This is a genomic window from Bacteroides sp. 1_1_30, assembly GCF_020982715.1.
In the GTDB taxonomy this organism is placed as follows: Bacteria; Bacteroidota; Bacteroidia; order Bacteroidales; family Bacteroidaceae; genus Bacteroides; species Bacteroides xylanisolvens.
Genome location: NZ_JAJKHN010000068.1, coordinates 21838 through 37896 on the forward strand (window position 1 = coordinate 21838; position 16059 = coordinate 37896).

General features: G+C 41.7%; 15 protein-coding genes and 1 other RNA gene. 14 read left to right on the forward strand and 2 right to left on the reverse strand.

Annotation, left to right across the window (positions count from 1 at the left end):
* Positions 1–4: 4 nt before the first annotated feature.
* The 6 genes from pstC (at position 5) to LPH68_RS18640 (ending at position 5198) form a co-directional block, all read left to right on the forward strand.
* The gene (gene pstC / locus LPH68_RS18615; RefSeq protein ID WP_117684766.1) at positions 5–1201 is read left to right on the forward strand and encodes a phosphate ABC transporter permease subunit PstC; all 1197 of its coding nucleotides are present in this window, start codon (positions 5–7) and stop codon (positions 1199–1201) included.
* A 1-nt stretch (position 1202) separates the two neighbouring features.
* The gene (pstA, locus tag LPH68_RS18620; protein WP_008025376.1) at positions 1203–2078 is read left to right on the forward strand and encodes a phosphate ABC transporter permease PstA; all 876 of its coding nucleotides are present in this window, start codon (positions 1203–1205) and stop codon (positions 2076–2078) included.
* An 8-nt stretch (positions 2079–2086) separates the two neighbouring features.
* Positions 2087–2845, forward strand: a complete 759-nt coding sequence (gene pstB / locus LPH68_RS18625; protein ID WP_055236199.1) for a phosphate ABC transporter ATP-binding protein PstB — start codon at positions 2087–2089, stop codon at positions 2843–2845.
* Positions 2846–2920: 75 nt separating this feature from the next.
* Positions 2921–3610 carry a phosphate signaling complex protein PhoU gene (gene phoU / locus LPH68_RS18630; RefSeq protein WP_004317629.1) on the forward strand — a complete coding sequence of 230 codons (690 nt, stop codon included), beginning with the start codon at positions 2921–2923 and terminating at the stop codon, positions 3608–3610.
* A gap of 390 nt (positions 3611–4000) precedes the next feature.
* Complete coding sequence (locus LPH68_RS18635; protein WP_015532856.1) at positions 4001–4603, forward strand: riboflavin synthase; 603 nt, start codon at positions 4001–4003, stop codon at positions 4601–4603.
* A 58-nt stretch (positions 4604–4661) separates the two neighbouring features.
* Positions 4662–5198: a nitroreductase family protein gene (locus LPH68_RS18640; RefSeq protein ID WP_015532855.1), complete on the forward strand. Its 537-nt coding sequence runs from the start codon at positions 4662–4664 to the stop codon at positions 5196–5198.
* A gap of 368 nt (positions 5199–5566) precedes the next feature.
* On the opposite strand, the gene LPH68_RS18645 is transcribed toward LPH68_RS18640, so the two are convergent.
* The gene (locus LPH68_RS18645; RefSeq protein ID WP_008025368.1) at positions 5567–6886 is read right to left on the reverse strand and encodes a YihY/virulence factor BrkB family protein; all 1320 of its coding nucleotides are present in this window, start codon (positions 6884–6886) and stop codon (positions 5567–5569) included.
* Positions 6887–6908: 22 nt separating this feature from the next.
* An RNA gene (gene rnpB / locus LPH68_RS18650) (RNase P RNA component class A) lies at positions 6909–7272 on the reverse strand.
* Positions 7273–7370: 98 nt separating this feature from the next.
* On the opposite strand from rnpB, the gene LPH68_RS18655 reads away from it, so the two are divergent.
* The 8 genes from LPH68_RS18655 (at position 7371) to LPH68_RS26645 (ending at position 15333) form a co-directional block, all read left to right on the forward strand.
* Positions 7371–8351 (forward strand): NlpC/P60 family protein, encoded by a 981-nt coding sequence (locus tag LPH68_RS18655; protein ID WP_055236200.1) that lies wholly within the window; start codon positions 7371–7373, stop codon positions 8349–8351.
* 113 nt (positions 8352–8464) lie between these two features.
* Complete coding sequence (locus LPH68_RS18660; RefSeq protein ID WP_055236201.1) at positions 8465–9616, forward strand: dipeptide epimerase; 1152 nt, start codon at positions 8465–8467, stop codon at positions 9614–9616.
* 219 nt (positions 9617–9835) lie between these two features.
* Complete coding sequence (locus LPH68_RS18665; RefSeq protein WP_004317638.1) at positions 9836–11371, forward strand: trypsin-like peptidase domain-containing protein; 1536 nt, start codon at positions 9836–9838, stop codon at positions 11369–11371.
* A gap of 183 nt (positions 11372–11554) precedes the next feature.
* Positions 11555–12415, forward strand: coding sequence for an RNA polymerase sigma factor RpoD/SigA (locus LPH68_RS18670; protein WP_002561589.1), 861 nt, complete (start codon positions 11555–11557; stop codon positions 12413–12415).
* A 130-nt stretch (positions 12416–12545) separates the two neighbouring features.
* The gene (locus tag LPH68_RS18675; protein WP_004317639.1) at positions 12546–13169 is read left to right on the forward strand and encodes a murein L,D-transpeptidase catalytic domain-containing protein; all 624 of its coding nucleotides are present in this window, start codon (positions 12546–12548) and stop codon (positions 13167–13169) included.
* Between the two features lie 77 nt (positions 13170–13246).
* A complete protein-coding gene (locus LPH68_RS18680) occupies positions 13247–13648 on the forward strand; it encodes a hypothetical protein (protein ID WP_009041072.1) in 402 nt (133 codons plus the stop codon).
* 91 nt (positions 13649–13739) lie between these two features.
* Positions 13740–14954, forward strand: a complete 1215-nt coding sequence (locus LPH68_RS18685; protein ID WP_117685287.1) for a clostripain-related cysteine peptidase — start codon at positions 13740–13742, stop codon at positions 14952–14954.
* A 247-nt stretch (positions 14955–15201) separates the two neighbouring features.
* Positions 15202–15333 (forward strand): hypothetical protein, encoded by a 132-nt coding sequence (locus LPH68_RS26645; RefSeq protein ID WP_008771187.1) that lies wholly within the window; start codon positions 15202–15204, stop codon positions 15331–15333.
* Positions 15334–16059: the final 726 nt, after the last annotated feature.

Sequence of the window (16059 nt, forward strand, 5' to 3'; positions counted from 1 at the left end):
GTATATGAAAAAGGTATTTGAAAAGATTATAGAAGGAATGTTGACTTGTAGCGGCTTTGTGACAAGTATTACTATTCTGCTGATTGTACTCTTCCTTTTCACTGAAGCTTTCGGGCTGTTCAAGAGTAAAGTGATTGAAGAGGGATATGTGTTGGCGCTAAATAAGAGCAATAAGGTCAGCGTGTTGAGCCCCGCACAGATAAAAAATGTTTTTGACGAAGAGATTACGAACTGGAAGGAACTCGGTGGGGAAGATCTCCCTATCCGGGTTTTTCGTTTGGAGGACATAACGCAGTATTATACGGAAGAGGAGTTGGGATCTGCTTATGAATATGCAGGCGATAAGATTACGGAGCTGGTGGAGAAAACGCCCGGCATCGTAGCTTTTGTTCCGCAGAAGTTTATTGTTCATCCGGACGCGGTACATTTCATAGAGGATAACACTATTTCCGTAAAGGATGTATTTGCGGGTGCCGAATGGTTTCCTACGGCTACTCCGGCTGCTCAATTCGGCTTTTTGCCGTTGATTACCGGGACGTTGTGGGTGAGCCTGTTTGCCATCCTTTTTGCTTTGCCGTTCGGGCTGTCGGTTTCTATTTATATGTCTGAAGTGGCAAATCCGAAAGTGCGGAACTGGCTAAAACCGATTATCGAACTGTTGAGTGGTATTCCTTCCGTTGTTTATGGCTTTTTCGGATTAATTGTCATTGTTCCGTTGATTCAGAAATTGTTTGATCTTCCGGTAGGAGAGAGTGGCTTGGCGGGAAGTATCGTACTGGCCATTATGGCATTGCCTACTATTATAACGGTGACGGAAGACGCGATGCGCAACTGTCCGCGTGCGATGCGTGAGGCGAGTCTGGCATTGGGCGCTTCGCAATGGCAGACGATATATAAGGTAGTGATTCCTTATTCTATTTCGGGGATTACATCCGGTGTGGTACTTGGTATCGGACGTGCTATCGGGGAGACGATGGCAGTATTGATGGTGACGGGTAATGCGGCTGTGATTCCGACAACAATCCTTGAGCCTTTGCGTACCATTCCGGCTACGATTGCAGCCGAATTGGGAGAAGCTCCTGCGGGAGGACCTCACTATCAGGCGTTGTTCCTGTTGGGTGTCGTACTGTTCTTCATCACATTGATTATCAACTTTAGTGTGGAATATATTTCCTCTAAAGGATTAAAACGTAGCAAATAAGATGGAAATACGGAGTAATAATAAAGCTAAACACCGTTCGCAGAAAGTTGCTTTCGGGATTTTCCGGCTGTTGAGCCTTTGCATTGTACTTATATTGTTTGCAATTCTGGGATTTATCGTCTATAAAGGAATCGGCGCTATCAGTTGGGATTTTATCACTTCGGCTCCTACGGACGGGATGACAGGTGGCGGTATATGGCCGGCCATTGTCGGTACTTTCTATCTGATGGTGGGGAGTGCGCTGTTCGCTTTTCCGATAGGGGTGATGAGCGGAATTTATATGAATGAGTATGCGCCGAAAGGTAAGTTGGTACGCTTTATCCGAGTGATGACCAATAATTTGAGCGGTATTCCTTCCATCGTATTCGGATTGTTCGGTATGGCGCTGTTTGTCAATTATATGGGATTTGGTGATAGTATTTTGGCCGGTTCTTTAACATTAGGTTTGCTTTGCGTACCTTTGGTCATTCGGACAACGGAGGAAGCTCTGAAAGCCATTCCCGACAGTATGCGTGAAGGCAGCCGGGCCTTGGGTGCAACGAAGTTACAGACGATCTGGCACGTCATTCTGCCGATGGGGATGCCGAACATTATCACAGGGTTGATTCTTGCCTTGGGACGTGTTTCGGGAGAGACGGCACCGATTCTGTTTACTTGTGCCGCATACTTCCTGCCACAACTGCCAACGGGTATTTTTGATCAGTGTATGGCATTGCCTTACCATTTGTATGTGATTTCCACGAGTGGAACGGATATGGAGGCACAATTGCCGCTGGCTTATGGTACGGCATTGGTGTTGATTATGATTATCCTGTTCGTGAATCTGCTGGCCAATGCATTGAGAAAGTATTTTGAGAAAAGAGTAAAAACAAACTAGATTAGTATATGGATACAGTGAAAATAGATGCGCGTGATGTGAACTTTTGGTATGGAGATTTTCATGCATTGAAGGGTATCAGTATGCAGATTGAGGAAAAGTCGGTTGTCGCTTTTATCGGACCGTCCGGTTGCGGTAAGTCTACTTTCCTCCGGCTTTTCAACCGGATGAATGATTTGATTCCTGCTACCCGTCTGGAGGGAGAAATCCGTATCGACGGACATAATATATATGCGAAAGGGGTGGAAGTGGACGAACTCCGTAAGAATGTAGGAATGGTGTTCCAGCGTCCGAATCCTTTCCCGAAAAGTATATTCGAGAATGTGGCTTACGGACTTCGTGTGAACGGAATAAAAGATAATGCTTTCATTCGTCAGCGTGTGGAGGAAACATTGAAAGGAGCGGCTCTTTGGGATGAGGTGAAAGATAAGTTGAAGGAGTCGGCTTATGCATTGTCCGGCGGACAGCAACAGCGGCTTTGTATCGCCCGTGCGATGGCTGTCTCTCCTTCGGTATTGCTGATGGATGAGCCTGCGTCTGCACTCGACCCTATTTCTACGGCTAAGGTGGAGGAGCTGATCCATGAATTGAAGAAGGATTATACGATTGTAATCGTTACGCATAATATGCAGCAGGCAGCCCGTGTCAGTGATAAGACGGCGTTTTTCTATATGGGCGAAATGGTGGAATTCGATCAGACGAAAAGGATATTCACCAATCCGGAGAAAGAGGCTACCCAGAATTACATAACGGGACGCTTCGGGTAATTCGTGAAATCCGTGCCTGAAATTTATTTCTGAAATGTCATTAGCAAAATATTAATCATTTATATATAATAGACTATGGTAAAGTTTATAGAATCGGAACTTATCCTATTGAAGAAGGAAATTGATGAAATGTGGACCTTGGTGTACAACCAGCTTGACCGTGCCGGAGAGGCTGTGTTGACCCTCGACAAGGAGTTGGCTCAACAAGTGATGGTTCGCGAGCGTCGGGTGAATGCTTTTGAATTGAAGATAGATAGCGATGTGGAAGACATTATCGCATTATATAATCCGGTGGCGATTGACCTCCGTTTTGTATTGGCTATGCTGAAGATCAATACGAATCTGGAGCGCTTGGGCGACTTTGCGGAAGGTATTGCCCGCTTTGTACTTCGTTGCAAAGAGCCGGTGTTGGATGCGGAATTATTGAACCGTCTTCGTCTGGCAGAGATGCAGGCAGAAGTGTTGTCGATGCTGGAACTGGCGAAGCGTGCCTTAAATGAAGAGAGTAATGATCTGGCAGCGGGAGTGTTTGCCAAGGATAATTTGCTGGATGAAATCAATGCGGATGCGACAGGTATTCTTTCTGACTATATCATCGAACATCCGGAAGCTGTACATACCTGCGTAGATTTGGTCAGTGTGTTCCGTAAACTGGAACGTTCGGGAGACCATATTACCAATATTGCCGAGGAGATTGTTTTCTTCATTGACGCCAAAGTGTTAAAACATCGTGGCAAAACGGACGAAAACTACCCGGAAAAGTGATTTTTTGCGGATTTTTAAACAGAAATTAGGGCTCCTTAAAAAATTATCCTATATTTGTCACCTATAACGGACAAGTTACAGGAGATTTTGCTTCAAATGATAATAAATCCAAAGAATTTTCAAAAAGATGTTATATGACATGTTTTATAATTTGGATAGTATCGGTAAAACCGCCTATATTTGCACCGTTATCCTGAAAACAATCTTTTTACCTTAAAAAAAAACTAATACCTATTGAAAACTGAAAAATGGAGCTTTGTGAAAAGCCCCATTTTTTTTTGCTCTTATTTTTTAAGCTCCTTTCTAATTCGTATCTTTGACCCTTGCATTAAGAGAGTATTCTCAATCTTAAAATAGTAAGTAGTAAATCGTAAAATAGTAAATGAAATTATGTTTTCTGGAATCGTAGAAGAATATGCTACTTTGGTAGCACTGGTGAAAGACCAGGAGAATATACACTTTACATTTAAGTGTTCGTTTGTGAATGAGTTGAAAATCGACCAGAGTATTTCTCACAATGGTGTGTGTCTGACAGTGGTGACTCTGACAGATGATACGTATACGGTGACTGCCATGAAAGAAACATTGGAACGCTCTAATCTCGGTTTGCTGAAAGTGGGGGATAAGGTGAATGTTGAACGTAGCATGATGATGAATGGCCGGTTGGACGGACATATCGTTCAGGGACATGTAGACCAGACCGCTACTTGTATTGATATTAAGGATGCGGAAGGTAGTTGGTATTTTACCTTCCAATATGCGTTTGATAAGGAAATGGCGAAACGTGGATATATCACGGTGGATAAAGGTTCGGTAACTGTGAACGGTGTTAGCCTGACGGTATGTAATCCGACCGATGCTACTTTCCAGGTAGCTATCATTCCTTATACGTATGAGCATACAAACTTCCATACGTTTGAGATTGGCAGTGTGGTAAATATTGAATTCGATATTATCGGTAAGTATATCAGCCGGATGATTCAGTATAAATAGTTGGCTGTCGCAAAAGCGAATTTCAATCGTAAATTGTAAATCATAAAATCGCAATCTTATGGATTTTCTTCAATTGGTACAGGCTCGTCAAAGCGACCGTTCGTATGATAAGGAGCGTCCGGTAGAGCCGGAAAAGTTGGAACGGATACTTGAAGCTGCTCGTTTGGCGCCTTCGGCCTGTAATGCGCAGCCTTGGAAGTTTGTAGTCATCACGGATAAGGAACTGGCCCAAAAAGCGGGGAAAGCTGCTGCTGGTTTGGGGATGAATAAGTTTGCTAAAGATGCTCCCGTGCATATTCTGGTGGTAGAGGAATCTGCTAATATTACCTCTCTGCTTGGTGGAAAGGTGAAAGGCAAGCATTTTCCATTGATCGACATTGGAATAGTTGCTGCTCATATTGCTTTGGCGGCTGAAGCCGAAGGACTGGGCTCTTGTATCCTGGGTTGGTTTGATGAAAAAGAAATGAAACAGCTTGCCGGTATTCCTGCTTCCAAACGTTTATTGCTGGATATTGTCATTGGCTATCCGGCAAAGGAAAAACGCAAAAAGATGAGGAAGCCGAAAGAAAAGGTGATTTCATACAACCGTTATTGATTGAAAAATAATTATATTCTTAGTTCTTTAGGATAAGCATATAACAGAAAGCATCGTTGGTTTTAAAGGAAGAGTCCGTTCCTTTTAAACCAACGATGCTTTCCTTTTAAAGGAACGGACTGTTTATTTAAAACCAAAAGTGTTTCCTCTAAAGTGTTGATATATAACTTATTATTAATGCCGCTGAATAAGCGGCATTAATAATGTAGTATTTATTTCTTTTTTGACAAATCCTTCAGCAAATAGTCTACTGCCACTTTCAGTTGGGCGGCTTCTCCTTTCAGGCTGGCTTTGGGCTTATTATAGATAAGAGTATCAGGTTGTAAAGTCTGATTTTCGAGATCGTTGCACTGCTTGCGTCCTTTTCCTTATAAATCTTTCAGTAATACTTTACTTGCTTTTTTATAGTATTCTTCTCTGGACTCGGTCAGCACTTTCCATTCGTCGTTGAATTCTTCGTCTTTATCAATTTTGAAATTCTCGGAACCGTATGTATCCAAACGATCCAATAAGATGGCTACATTCAATTGATTGATATCCATTGACGGTTGATAGCCGATCTCTTCGCTTTTTTCGTCGGTGACTACTTCGTGAATCAATTCTATTTCCTGCAACTGATAAAGCACCTGATTGGTTAGTCGGATGGGAATCTGATGCTCTTCCGAGATTTCTGCAGCCGTATAGGGAGGCTCGTTCTTCTCAAACCGTTTGGCTATGAGCGACATAATCAGGATGGATATAAAGTCCCGGTATCGTCTGCTGATATTCCGGGTGTCCTGGTCAAAACTAAAACTACGGATATTTTGCCCGGCATACGTCAATTCGGCTCCGAATAAACAGATTGTCCAAGATATTTGCAACCAAAGCAGAAATAAAGGAAGTGCAGCAAAACTACCGTAAATGGCGTTGTACTTTGACACCCACAACTGGCTGTTGATATACAGGAACTGAAAAGCTTGATAAGCAGACCCCGCCAGAATGCCTGCAATGAGCGCGTGTTTGAATTTTACTTTTGTATTCGGCATGAAGATATACAGCCCTGTGAACATCAGCCATGTCAGGACGAAAGGGATAAGCCGTATCATGAATTTCATAATAGGAGCAAGCAGGACGAAATCATCCATCTGTTTGAGAATGGTGCTCATAAACAGAGAAAGTCCTCCGGACACTACGATTAGAATCGGCATCAACAGGAACATAGAAAAGTAATCCGTAATCTTGCGATACATGGACCGTGCTTTTTTCACTTCCCAAATACGGTTGAAGGTGATTTCAATATTGCTGACCAGATTGATAACCGTCCATAACAACATGACCAAACCAACTCCAATGAAAATACCTCCTTTGGTTTGTGAAAGATAGGAGTTGACAAATGAGAGAATGGCCTCTGTTGTTTCTATATTTCCTCCGAAACCATTGCGGAACTGATGTTCCATTAGGTTGTCGAATCCAAAACCGCGTGCCACGGCAAACAGGATGGCAAGTATCGGTACAATGGCGAGCAATGTGCTATATGTCAGTGCGGAAGCTTTATTAGCCATCCGGTCTTTGGTAAACCGGTTGATACAAAGATAGATGGTCTTTATAATATTGTAGAGTGAGAACTTGGTTCGGGTCACTTCATCTTCCGTAATGCGCCAGATGTCATACGTAAGAAACTTCCATATATCGGTGATTTTCTTCTTCATAGTTCAACGGATAATTAAAAGAAAAAGCAGTCAGCCTATAAGCCGAGTTCTGTACCTTATATAAAACAAGGTGCCTGTCATTTATCTGAGTGGCGTGTCACCACGACACTTTAGCGGTCTACCCTCCGACATGGAGCGAGCAACTCTCATAACGCCGGTTTACATGACCTTACAACTCCTAAGACGTACAGCCCGACATGTCACCATGCGGCTGGTGGGCTCTTACCCCACCTTCTCACCCTTACCTCTCCCCGAAAGGAGCGGCGGTTATTTTCTTCTACGTTACTCTACCCTCACGGACAGCTTTCTGTTAGGAAGTAGGATGCTCTATGTTGCCCGGACTTTCCTCCTGCACGAAACGTGCACGCGACAGACCGGCCAACTGCTTTAGACTGCAAAAATACGTCATTTATTTTGTTTTAGCCAAAGAAAGTACCACAAATAGAAATAATTTCTACCTTTGCTATTATTAAAATGAATTTTAATGAAAAAGAATATCCTCCTTTTCTCTTGTTTTCTGGTGATTGCGGCAGTCAGCCTGAAAGCACAGGAAATACGTCCCATGCCTGCCGATTCAGCTTATGGGGTAGTGCATATCTCTGTTTGCAATTTGCGCGAAGAAGGCAAATTTACTTCCGGCATGAGTACGCAGGCATTGTTGGGGATGCCGGTCAAAGTACTTCAATATACCGGTTGGTACGAGATACAAACGCCGGATGATTATACCGGATGGGTACACCGGATGGTGATTACCCCCATGTCGAAGGAACGTTATGATGAGTGGAACCGGGCGGAAAAGATAGTGGTTACTTCGCACTACGGATTTGCGTATGAAAAACCGGATGAAAGTTCTCAACCTGTGTCCGACGTGGTTGCAGGCAATCGTCTGAAGTGGGAGGGAAGCAAGGGGCATTTCTACAAAGTAGCTTATCCCGACGGTCGGAAAGCATACATCTCTAAATCTATTTCTCAACCGGAAACAAAATGGAGGGCTTCATTGAAACAAGATGTTGAAAGTATCATTGCGACTGCTTATTCGATGATGGGAATTCCTTATCTGTGGGCAGGAACCTCTTCCAAAGGAGTAGATTGTAGCGGCTTGGTACGTACCGTGCTTTTTATGCATGATATTATTATTCCAAGAGATGCGTCTCAACAGGCTTATGTGGGCGAACATATTGAGATTGCTCCTGATTTTGCCAATGTACAACGGGGGGATTTAGTGTTTTTCGGCCGTAAAGCAACTGCGGAGCGTAAAGAAGGAATCTCTCACGTTGGTATTTACCTTGGTAATAAACAGTTTATCCACGCTTTGGGCGATGTACACATCAGTAGTATGAACCCTGCGGATAAGAACTATGACGAGTTCAACACGAAACGTCTGCTTTTTGCCGTTCGCTTCCTACCTTATATTAATAAGGAGAAGGGAATGAATACTACGGATAATAATCCTTATTATAAATAGTTGATAAATGATGGTTGATAGTTACTGTGAGTATTTGGCATAAATATCTATCATCTATTATCTGCCACCTGTCATTTATCACTTATCATTTGTAATTTATCATCTATTAAAGCATGCAGAACAGAAGAGATTTTTTGAAAACAGCGACTTTGGCTGCTTTGGGTTCAGGGTTGGTTGTCCGTCAGACATTAGCCGGAGAATCATCGCTTTCTAACGTCTATATAAATAAGCTCGGTTTGGGAGGAAAGATGAAAATGAGCTTTTTCCCTTATGAATTGAAGTTGAAGCATGTGTTTACGGTTGCCACATATTCACGCACAACGACTCCTGATGTACAGGTGGAAATAGAATATGAAGGGATAACGGGGTACGGAGAGGCCTCTATGCCTCCTTATTTGGGAGAGACGGTAGAATCGGTAATGAGTTTTCTGGGGAAAGTGAATTTGGAACAGTTTAGTGATCCTTTTCAGCTAGATGATATTTTGTCATACGTTGACAGCCTCTCGCCAAAAGACATGGCGGCGAAAGCTGCGGTAGATATCGCCCTTCATGATTTAGTGGGAAAACTGTTGGATGCTCCCTGGTATAAAATATGGGGATTGAACAAAGAAAAGACGCCTTCTACCACCTTCACGATAGGTATTGATACACCTGATGTGGTAAGGGAGAAAACGAAAGAGTGTGCCGATCAGTTTAATATATTAAAGGTAAAGCTGGGACGGGACAATGATAAAGAGATGATTGAAACCATCCGCTCGGTAACGAATCTACCGATAGCGATAGATGCCAACCAAGGCTGGAAAGACCGTCAATACGCGCTTGATATGATTCATTGGCTGAAAGAAAAAGGTATTGTGATGATAGAACAGCCTATGCCGAAGGAGAAGCTAGACGACATTGCCTGGATAACGCAACAAAGTCCATTGCCGATATTTGCAGATGAATCGTTGCAGCGTTTGGGAGATGTAGCTGCCTTGAAAGACGCTTTCACGGGAATTAATATTAAGCTGATGAAATGTACCGGTATGCGTGAAGCATGGAAGATGGTAACGCTGGCTCATGCGCTCGGTATGCGTGTGATGGTGGGTTGTATGACAGAGACCTCGTGTGCTATTTCTGCAGCTTCACAGTTCTCACCATTAGTCGATTTTGCCGACCTGGATGGTAACTTGCTTATTTCTAATGATCGATTTAAAGGGGTAGAAGTGGTGAATGGAAAGATCACCTTAAATGATTTGCCCGGAATCGGTGTCATGAAAATCTGACTTTACTGAATGAATGTCAGAGTGTTAAAGCCATCTGACATACAACGAATGTAAATTTGTCAGGTGCTGTCGTTAACCGCTGTTAAGCTCTAAATATTCTCTGTTAAAAGTGGACAAAAAAGAGTGACAAGTAGAATAAGTGAACGATATTTGTTATTATTTTAACGTCGTAAAAGTTAAAACAATGTCGAATATTAACAATTTAAAGAATTATAAATCATGAAACAGACAACAAAGAACATTCTGGGAGTAGGAGCAATCATTCTTCTTAGCTCAGGAGTTGCAGGATTGACAACTTACAAATTGTTGCAATCTAACGAAGCTGCTAAAGAGACATCTTTTAATGAGATGTTCAAGCAGAATCCCAATGTCAAATTGGCTGCTTTTGACGCTGTGAACGCTCAACCTGTTGACCTGACTCAGGCTGCGGAGAATTCGCTTCATGCTGTCGTACATATAAGGTCTACTCAAGAAGCTAAAACAAGAACTGTTCAGCAAGCGCCGGACATCTTCGATTTCTTTTTTGGTGATGGACGCGGACAGCAGCGTCAGGTACAGTCTCAACCTCGTGTAGGTTTTGGTTCGGGAGTAATCATCTCGAAAGATGGATATATCGTAACGAATAATCACGTGATTGAAGGTGCGGATGAAATCAGTGTGAAACTGAATGATAACCGTGAGTTTAAAGGACGCGTGATTGGTACTGACCCCAGCACCGACCTTGCATTGGTAAAAATAGAAGGTGATGATTTCCCGACTATTCCGGTAGGAGACTCCGAAGCGTTGAAAGTAGGAGAGTGGGTATTGGCGGTAGGTAACCCGTTCAATCTGAACTCTACTGTAACTGCCGGTATCGTAAGTGCGAAAGCCCGTTCTCTGGGTGTATATAATGGTGGTATAGAATCATTCATCCAAACGGATGCTGCTATCAATCAGGGGAATAGTGGCGGTGCGCTGGTAAATGCCAAAGGTGAACTGGTAGGTATCAATTCGGTGCTTTCTTCTCCGACAGGTGCTTATGCAGGATATGGTTTCGCTATCCCGACCAGCATTATGACGAAGGTAATTGCCGACCTGAAACAATACGGAACAGTACAACGTGCATTGCTCGGTATTCGTGGTGGTTCTATCGGTAGCAGTTTGATGGACGACCGTCAACCGATTGATAAATCCGGTAAGACACTGGCAGATAAAGCTAAAGAACTGGGTGTTGTAGAAGGAGTGTGGGTTTCTGAAATCGTAGAGAATGGTTCTGCTGCAGGAGCTGACATCAAAGTGGACGACGTAATTATCGGTGTGGATAATAAGAAAGTATCCAATATGGCCGACTTGCAGGAAGCTCTTGCGAAACATCGTCCGGGTGATAAGGTGAAAGTGAAACTGATGCGCGATAAGAAGGAAAAGACCGTTGAAGTAACGTTGAAGAACGAACAAGGTACTACCAAAATCGTGAAAGATGCAGGCATGGAAATCTTGGGAGCTGCTTTCAAAGAATTGCCGGATGATTTGAAGAAACAATTGAATCTGGGTTACGGTTTGCAAGTGACAGGAGTTTCTTCCGGTAAGATGTCAGATGCAGGAGTTCGTAAAGGTTTCATTATCCTAAAAGCTAATGACCAGCCGATGCGCAAAGTCAGCGATCTGGAAGAAGTGATGAAAGCTGCTGTTAAGTCTCCGAATCAGGTATTGTTCCTGACCGGTGTGTTCCCATCCGGTAAACGCGGATACTTCGCTGTCGATCTTACTCAAGAGTAATATATAAAATAAGGTAAGAAGATTATAGGATAAGCTAATGAAATAGAAAAAGGATGCCGCCAATCAACTTGTCGGCATCTCTTTTTGTTTTATTAGTTGAAAAATATAGTGTAAAAGTTACTTAATTTTGTATGTTAACAAATTATTTGTCGTAACTTTGCACTCCAAATCTGTTTTTAAAGAATGAGACAACTAAAGATTACCAAAAGTATCACTAACAGAGAGAGCGCTTCTCTTGATAAGTATTTGCAGGAAATCGGCCGTGAAGACCTGATTACTGTTGAGGAAGAAGTGGAACTCGCTCAACGCATTCGTAAGGGTGACCGTGTAGCATTGGAAAAATTGACACGTGCCAATCTTCGTTTCGTCGTATCTGTGGCTAAACAGTACCAGAACCAGGGTTTGAGTTTGCCTGACTTGATTAATGAAGGCAATTTAGGACTGATTAAGGCTGCCGAGAAATTTGATGAGACACGTGGATTTAAGTTCATTAGCTACGCTGTATGGTGGATTCGCCAGTCTATTCTGCAAGCATTGGCAGAGCAGTCGCGTATTGTTCGTCTCCCGTTGAACCAGGTAGGTTCGTTGAATAAGATCAGCAAAGCCTTCTCGAAGTTTGAACAGGAAAACGAGCGGCGTCCGTCTCCCGAGGAGTTGGCAGACGAACTGGAAATTCCGGTTGATAAAATCTCTGATACGCTGAAGGTATCCGGCCGTCATATTTCGGTGGATGCACCTTTTGTGGAAGGAGAGGATAACAGCCTGTTGGATGTGTTGGTTAACGATGATTCGCCAATGGCGGACCGCTCTCTGGTTAATGAGTCTCTTGCGAGGGAAATTGATAGAGCTCTTTCTACGTTAACCGATAGAGAAAAAGAAATCATTCAGATGTTTTTCGGTATCGGACAACAAGAAATGACATTAGAAGAAATCGGCGATAAATTTGGCCTCACACGTGAGCGCGTTCGTCAGATTAAAGAAAAAGCAATTAGAAGACTTAGACAAAGTAATCGTAGTAAATTGCTCAAATCTTACTTGGGATAAGTAAGGAATATCAGTTTCTGAAAAAAGAATTTGAGTCGCATAAGTCGCACTTTTCATGTAGAAGAATGTACTTATGCGACTTTTTATATAAGTCCCATTCTATAATTTAATCTTGTGCTATGTGAGTTTTATGAAGAAATCTGTTTTAATATCATTTGTTCTGGTTGTTTTGGGAGCAGGGGTGATGGCATACGCAAGATATGCGACATTATCTTCTGACACGGTGCCTGCTAAACTAGAGCAACGTTTGCGTGAAAAAGCGCAGGCAGGAAAGGCTTATTGTGATAAGAACGGGTATAATACAAATTATTGCTTTCTGGTAGATTTCAGTATTCATTCCGGTAAAAGGCGTTTCTTTGTATGGGATTTCAAGGGAGATTCTGTGAAGTATGCAAGTCTTTGTGCGCATGGATACGGGAAAAACAGTACGCTGTCCAAGCCTGTATTCAGTAATGTGGAAGGTAGTTATTGCTCTTCTTTAGGAAAATATAAAGTAGGGATACGGTCGTATAGCAAGTGGGGGATTAATGTTCATTATAAATTGCATGGATTGGAAGCAACGAATAACAATGCTTTCAAACGGTATATCGTGTTACATTCTTATACTCCGATGCCGGAAACGGAGGTGTATCCTTTGCATCTTCCATTAGGAATCAGTCAAGGGTGTCCTGTGATATCTGATGAGGTGATGAGGAAGGTTGACAGGCTGCTCAAGGCAGAAAAGAAACCTGTATTGTTATGGATTTATGATTAAGAAATGCTATTTATTTGAGATAAATCGAGGTAGTCTCCTCTTTTTTGTTACCTTTGCGAAGTTAAAAATTATATGATATGAAATACGTAAAAATACTATTTGCAATTGCACTTGTGTTTACCATGTGCTCCGCTTTTTCTCTGAAAAAAGACCATTCTAAACCGGTTTATGCTTTTGGAATTTCTGCTTCATTTACGGATACGGTAGTCTATTTCACGGATATTCAGATATTAGATAGTGCGAAGGTTAGCAAAGAAGGATTCTTGGTTCATCGTGAATTATATAGTTATCAGTTGAAAAATTATTTGGAGGATAACCAACTGCAGCAGAATAGTACATGTATGATTTACTTCTCGGAAAACAGAAAGAAGTTGGAAAAAGAAGCAACGAAGATTCTGAATAAATATAAGAAGAATAATAGAATGACGGTATCGCGAATTGATTCAGATAAATTCCGCTTTACGAAACCGGAAGAGTAATAAACAATAACTTAATTGTTAATATAATAAGAGATGCAGGTTTGCATCTCTTATTTGTTTATCTTTGTCCCTGTTATAAATGAGGAATATTATGAAAAAGATAAAAATATTATCGCTTTTGTTCTGTGTTGTAATGTTGGTGGCAGCTTGTCACGATGATGAAGAAGGTCCTATTATACCTCAACCGCGTGAACAAGTTGGGCGCACTGTGTTGGTATATATTGTAGGTGATAATGGCGTTAATGAATTATCTGATCTCTTTAAAACCAATTTTGAAGATATGAAAGAGGGTATGAAAGAGGTGGATTATTCAAAATGTAATTTAGTTGTTTATAGTGAAATGGTTAATGATGTTCCTCGTCTTGTTTCATTAAAAAAACAGAATGGAAAAGTGGTAGCAGACACTCTTTTTACCTATTCGGAACAGAATCCTTTGGCTAAAGAGGTTATGTCTTCTGTTATTTCTCAAACGGTAAGTTATTTCCCGGCAGATAGTTATGGTTTTGTGTTTTTATCTCATAGTTCTTCATGGGTGCCGGCTACCAATGATGCGAATTCTCGTTCAATCGGGTACTATCGTAGAACTCAAATGAATATTCCGGATTTTCATGATGTATTGTTATCTTCTTTTCCTAGACCTTTGAAATTTATTCTGTTTGATTCATGTTCGATGCAGGCTGTGGAGGTAGCTTATGAACTACGTGATTGTACTGAATATTTTATTGGTTCACCAACTGAAATTCCTGGTCCTGGGGCCCCTTATAGTGTAGTTGTGCCGGAGATGTTTACAGAGAATAATTTGGCTATAAATATAGCTAGTGCTTATTTCAATTATTATGAAAAGTTTTATACTGGCAAGGTACCATCGGTTAATACAAATTGGACGGGAGGAGTTGCAACATCTGTAATTAATAGTGCTGCTTTGGATCATTTAGCTATGGTTGTTAAAACTATTATTCCTAAATATATTCAAGATGCGGGAGTGGTGCAGCGTGATGATATACAGCTTTATGATTTTAGCAGTGATAAAGCAAATTATGATTTTGATAATTTGATTCAAAATTTAACAGGAGGAAAAGATAATGCTGATTATCAGTCGTGGCGTCAAGCTTTTGATGAGGCTGTAATTTATAGGAAAACTACGCCGAAAAATTATTCGGGAATTACTTATAGTATGTTTTCCATGGAAAAGGCGGAAGGGCTGTCCACTTATATACCTCGTGGAAGTTTTGATTCAAAAATAAATAATTTTTATCGAACATTACAATGGTATTCTGCTGCCGGTTGGGATGAGACTGGTTGGTAATTAAAAGTCTGTAATGTACTTGCATAAAGAGGGTATAGATGAACCGAACAAAGAACATGTATGGGCTGCCAATGCTATAACAACTCTTGATTTCAAGGCGGTGAAAGGAGCAATTGTACTTCTGTCTCGCTGAAACTGCAGGCGTTCCCTTATGCAAAAAACAAAGTTATGAACAGTGGGGCAGGGACAAAGGGTACAGTAGGGACACCACAATAATTTCTCACACACGTGCGCGCGTACAAATAAGGTGGAAAATAATGAAACGTGGGGAGAAGAAGGAGAGCACGGTGAAGAAGATGCTTCTACTATGACGATGAAGAAGTGTTGCCAGAATATAATCATTCTTTCGCCGACTTTAAGACTGCACTTCAACTTGTGAATCTCTCTACTGCCAAGCCACGCATATTCTGTTATTCCTTGCCCTTACAGAAATTAGCCATCTGATGAATGTTGATGAGAATTTCTTCTTTGGCAAATTGAGAGCAGGTTTCACCCGCACATAGGTATGGCAGTCGGCATGGGATAAAGGAAAATACTGCACTCGCCTGACTGAAACGCCTGCCCCAATGCATAGTGTTTATCAATGTAGATGATGAAGAGACTATTTTAGTACGTGCGCGCGGGTGTGTGTGAAGGGGCTCCCTGAAAAGTGTCCCTTCTGTACCCGCCCGTTATAAACAATGCAGTGATTTGTCAATGCTAAAGCGGTGCTTTACGAGTGCTAAAGCATAGCTTTACGAGTGCTAAAGCATAGCTTTACGTTCTCTAAAGCTATGCTTTTCTAAGCGCCTCTCTCAATGCTCTACTATTACCCTCACTTCCTTATCCGTCCTCACACTTTCCTAATCCTATCAAAAATATGTTCTACAACATCATTATCCTTCAGTGTTTTAGCAGATTCTTTCAAAAAAACTTCGAAAAAAGAGTTTAATATATTTGGATTGTATACTAAAAGGGTGTACTTTTGCACCCGCTTTCCAAGAGAAGAAAGCCTTGCAGAATTGACATAGTGAAAAAGCGAGATTGCACTTAAAGAAAAGAACAAAAAAAACTTCCGAAAAGTTTTGGAGGATAATAAATAAAGTTCTTATCTTTGCAGTCCGAT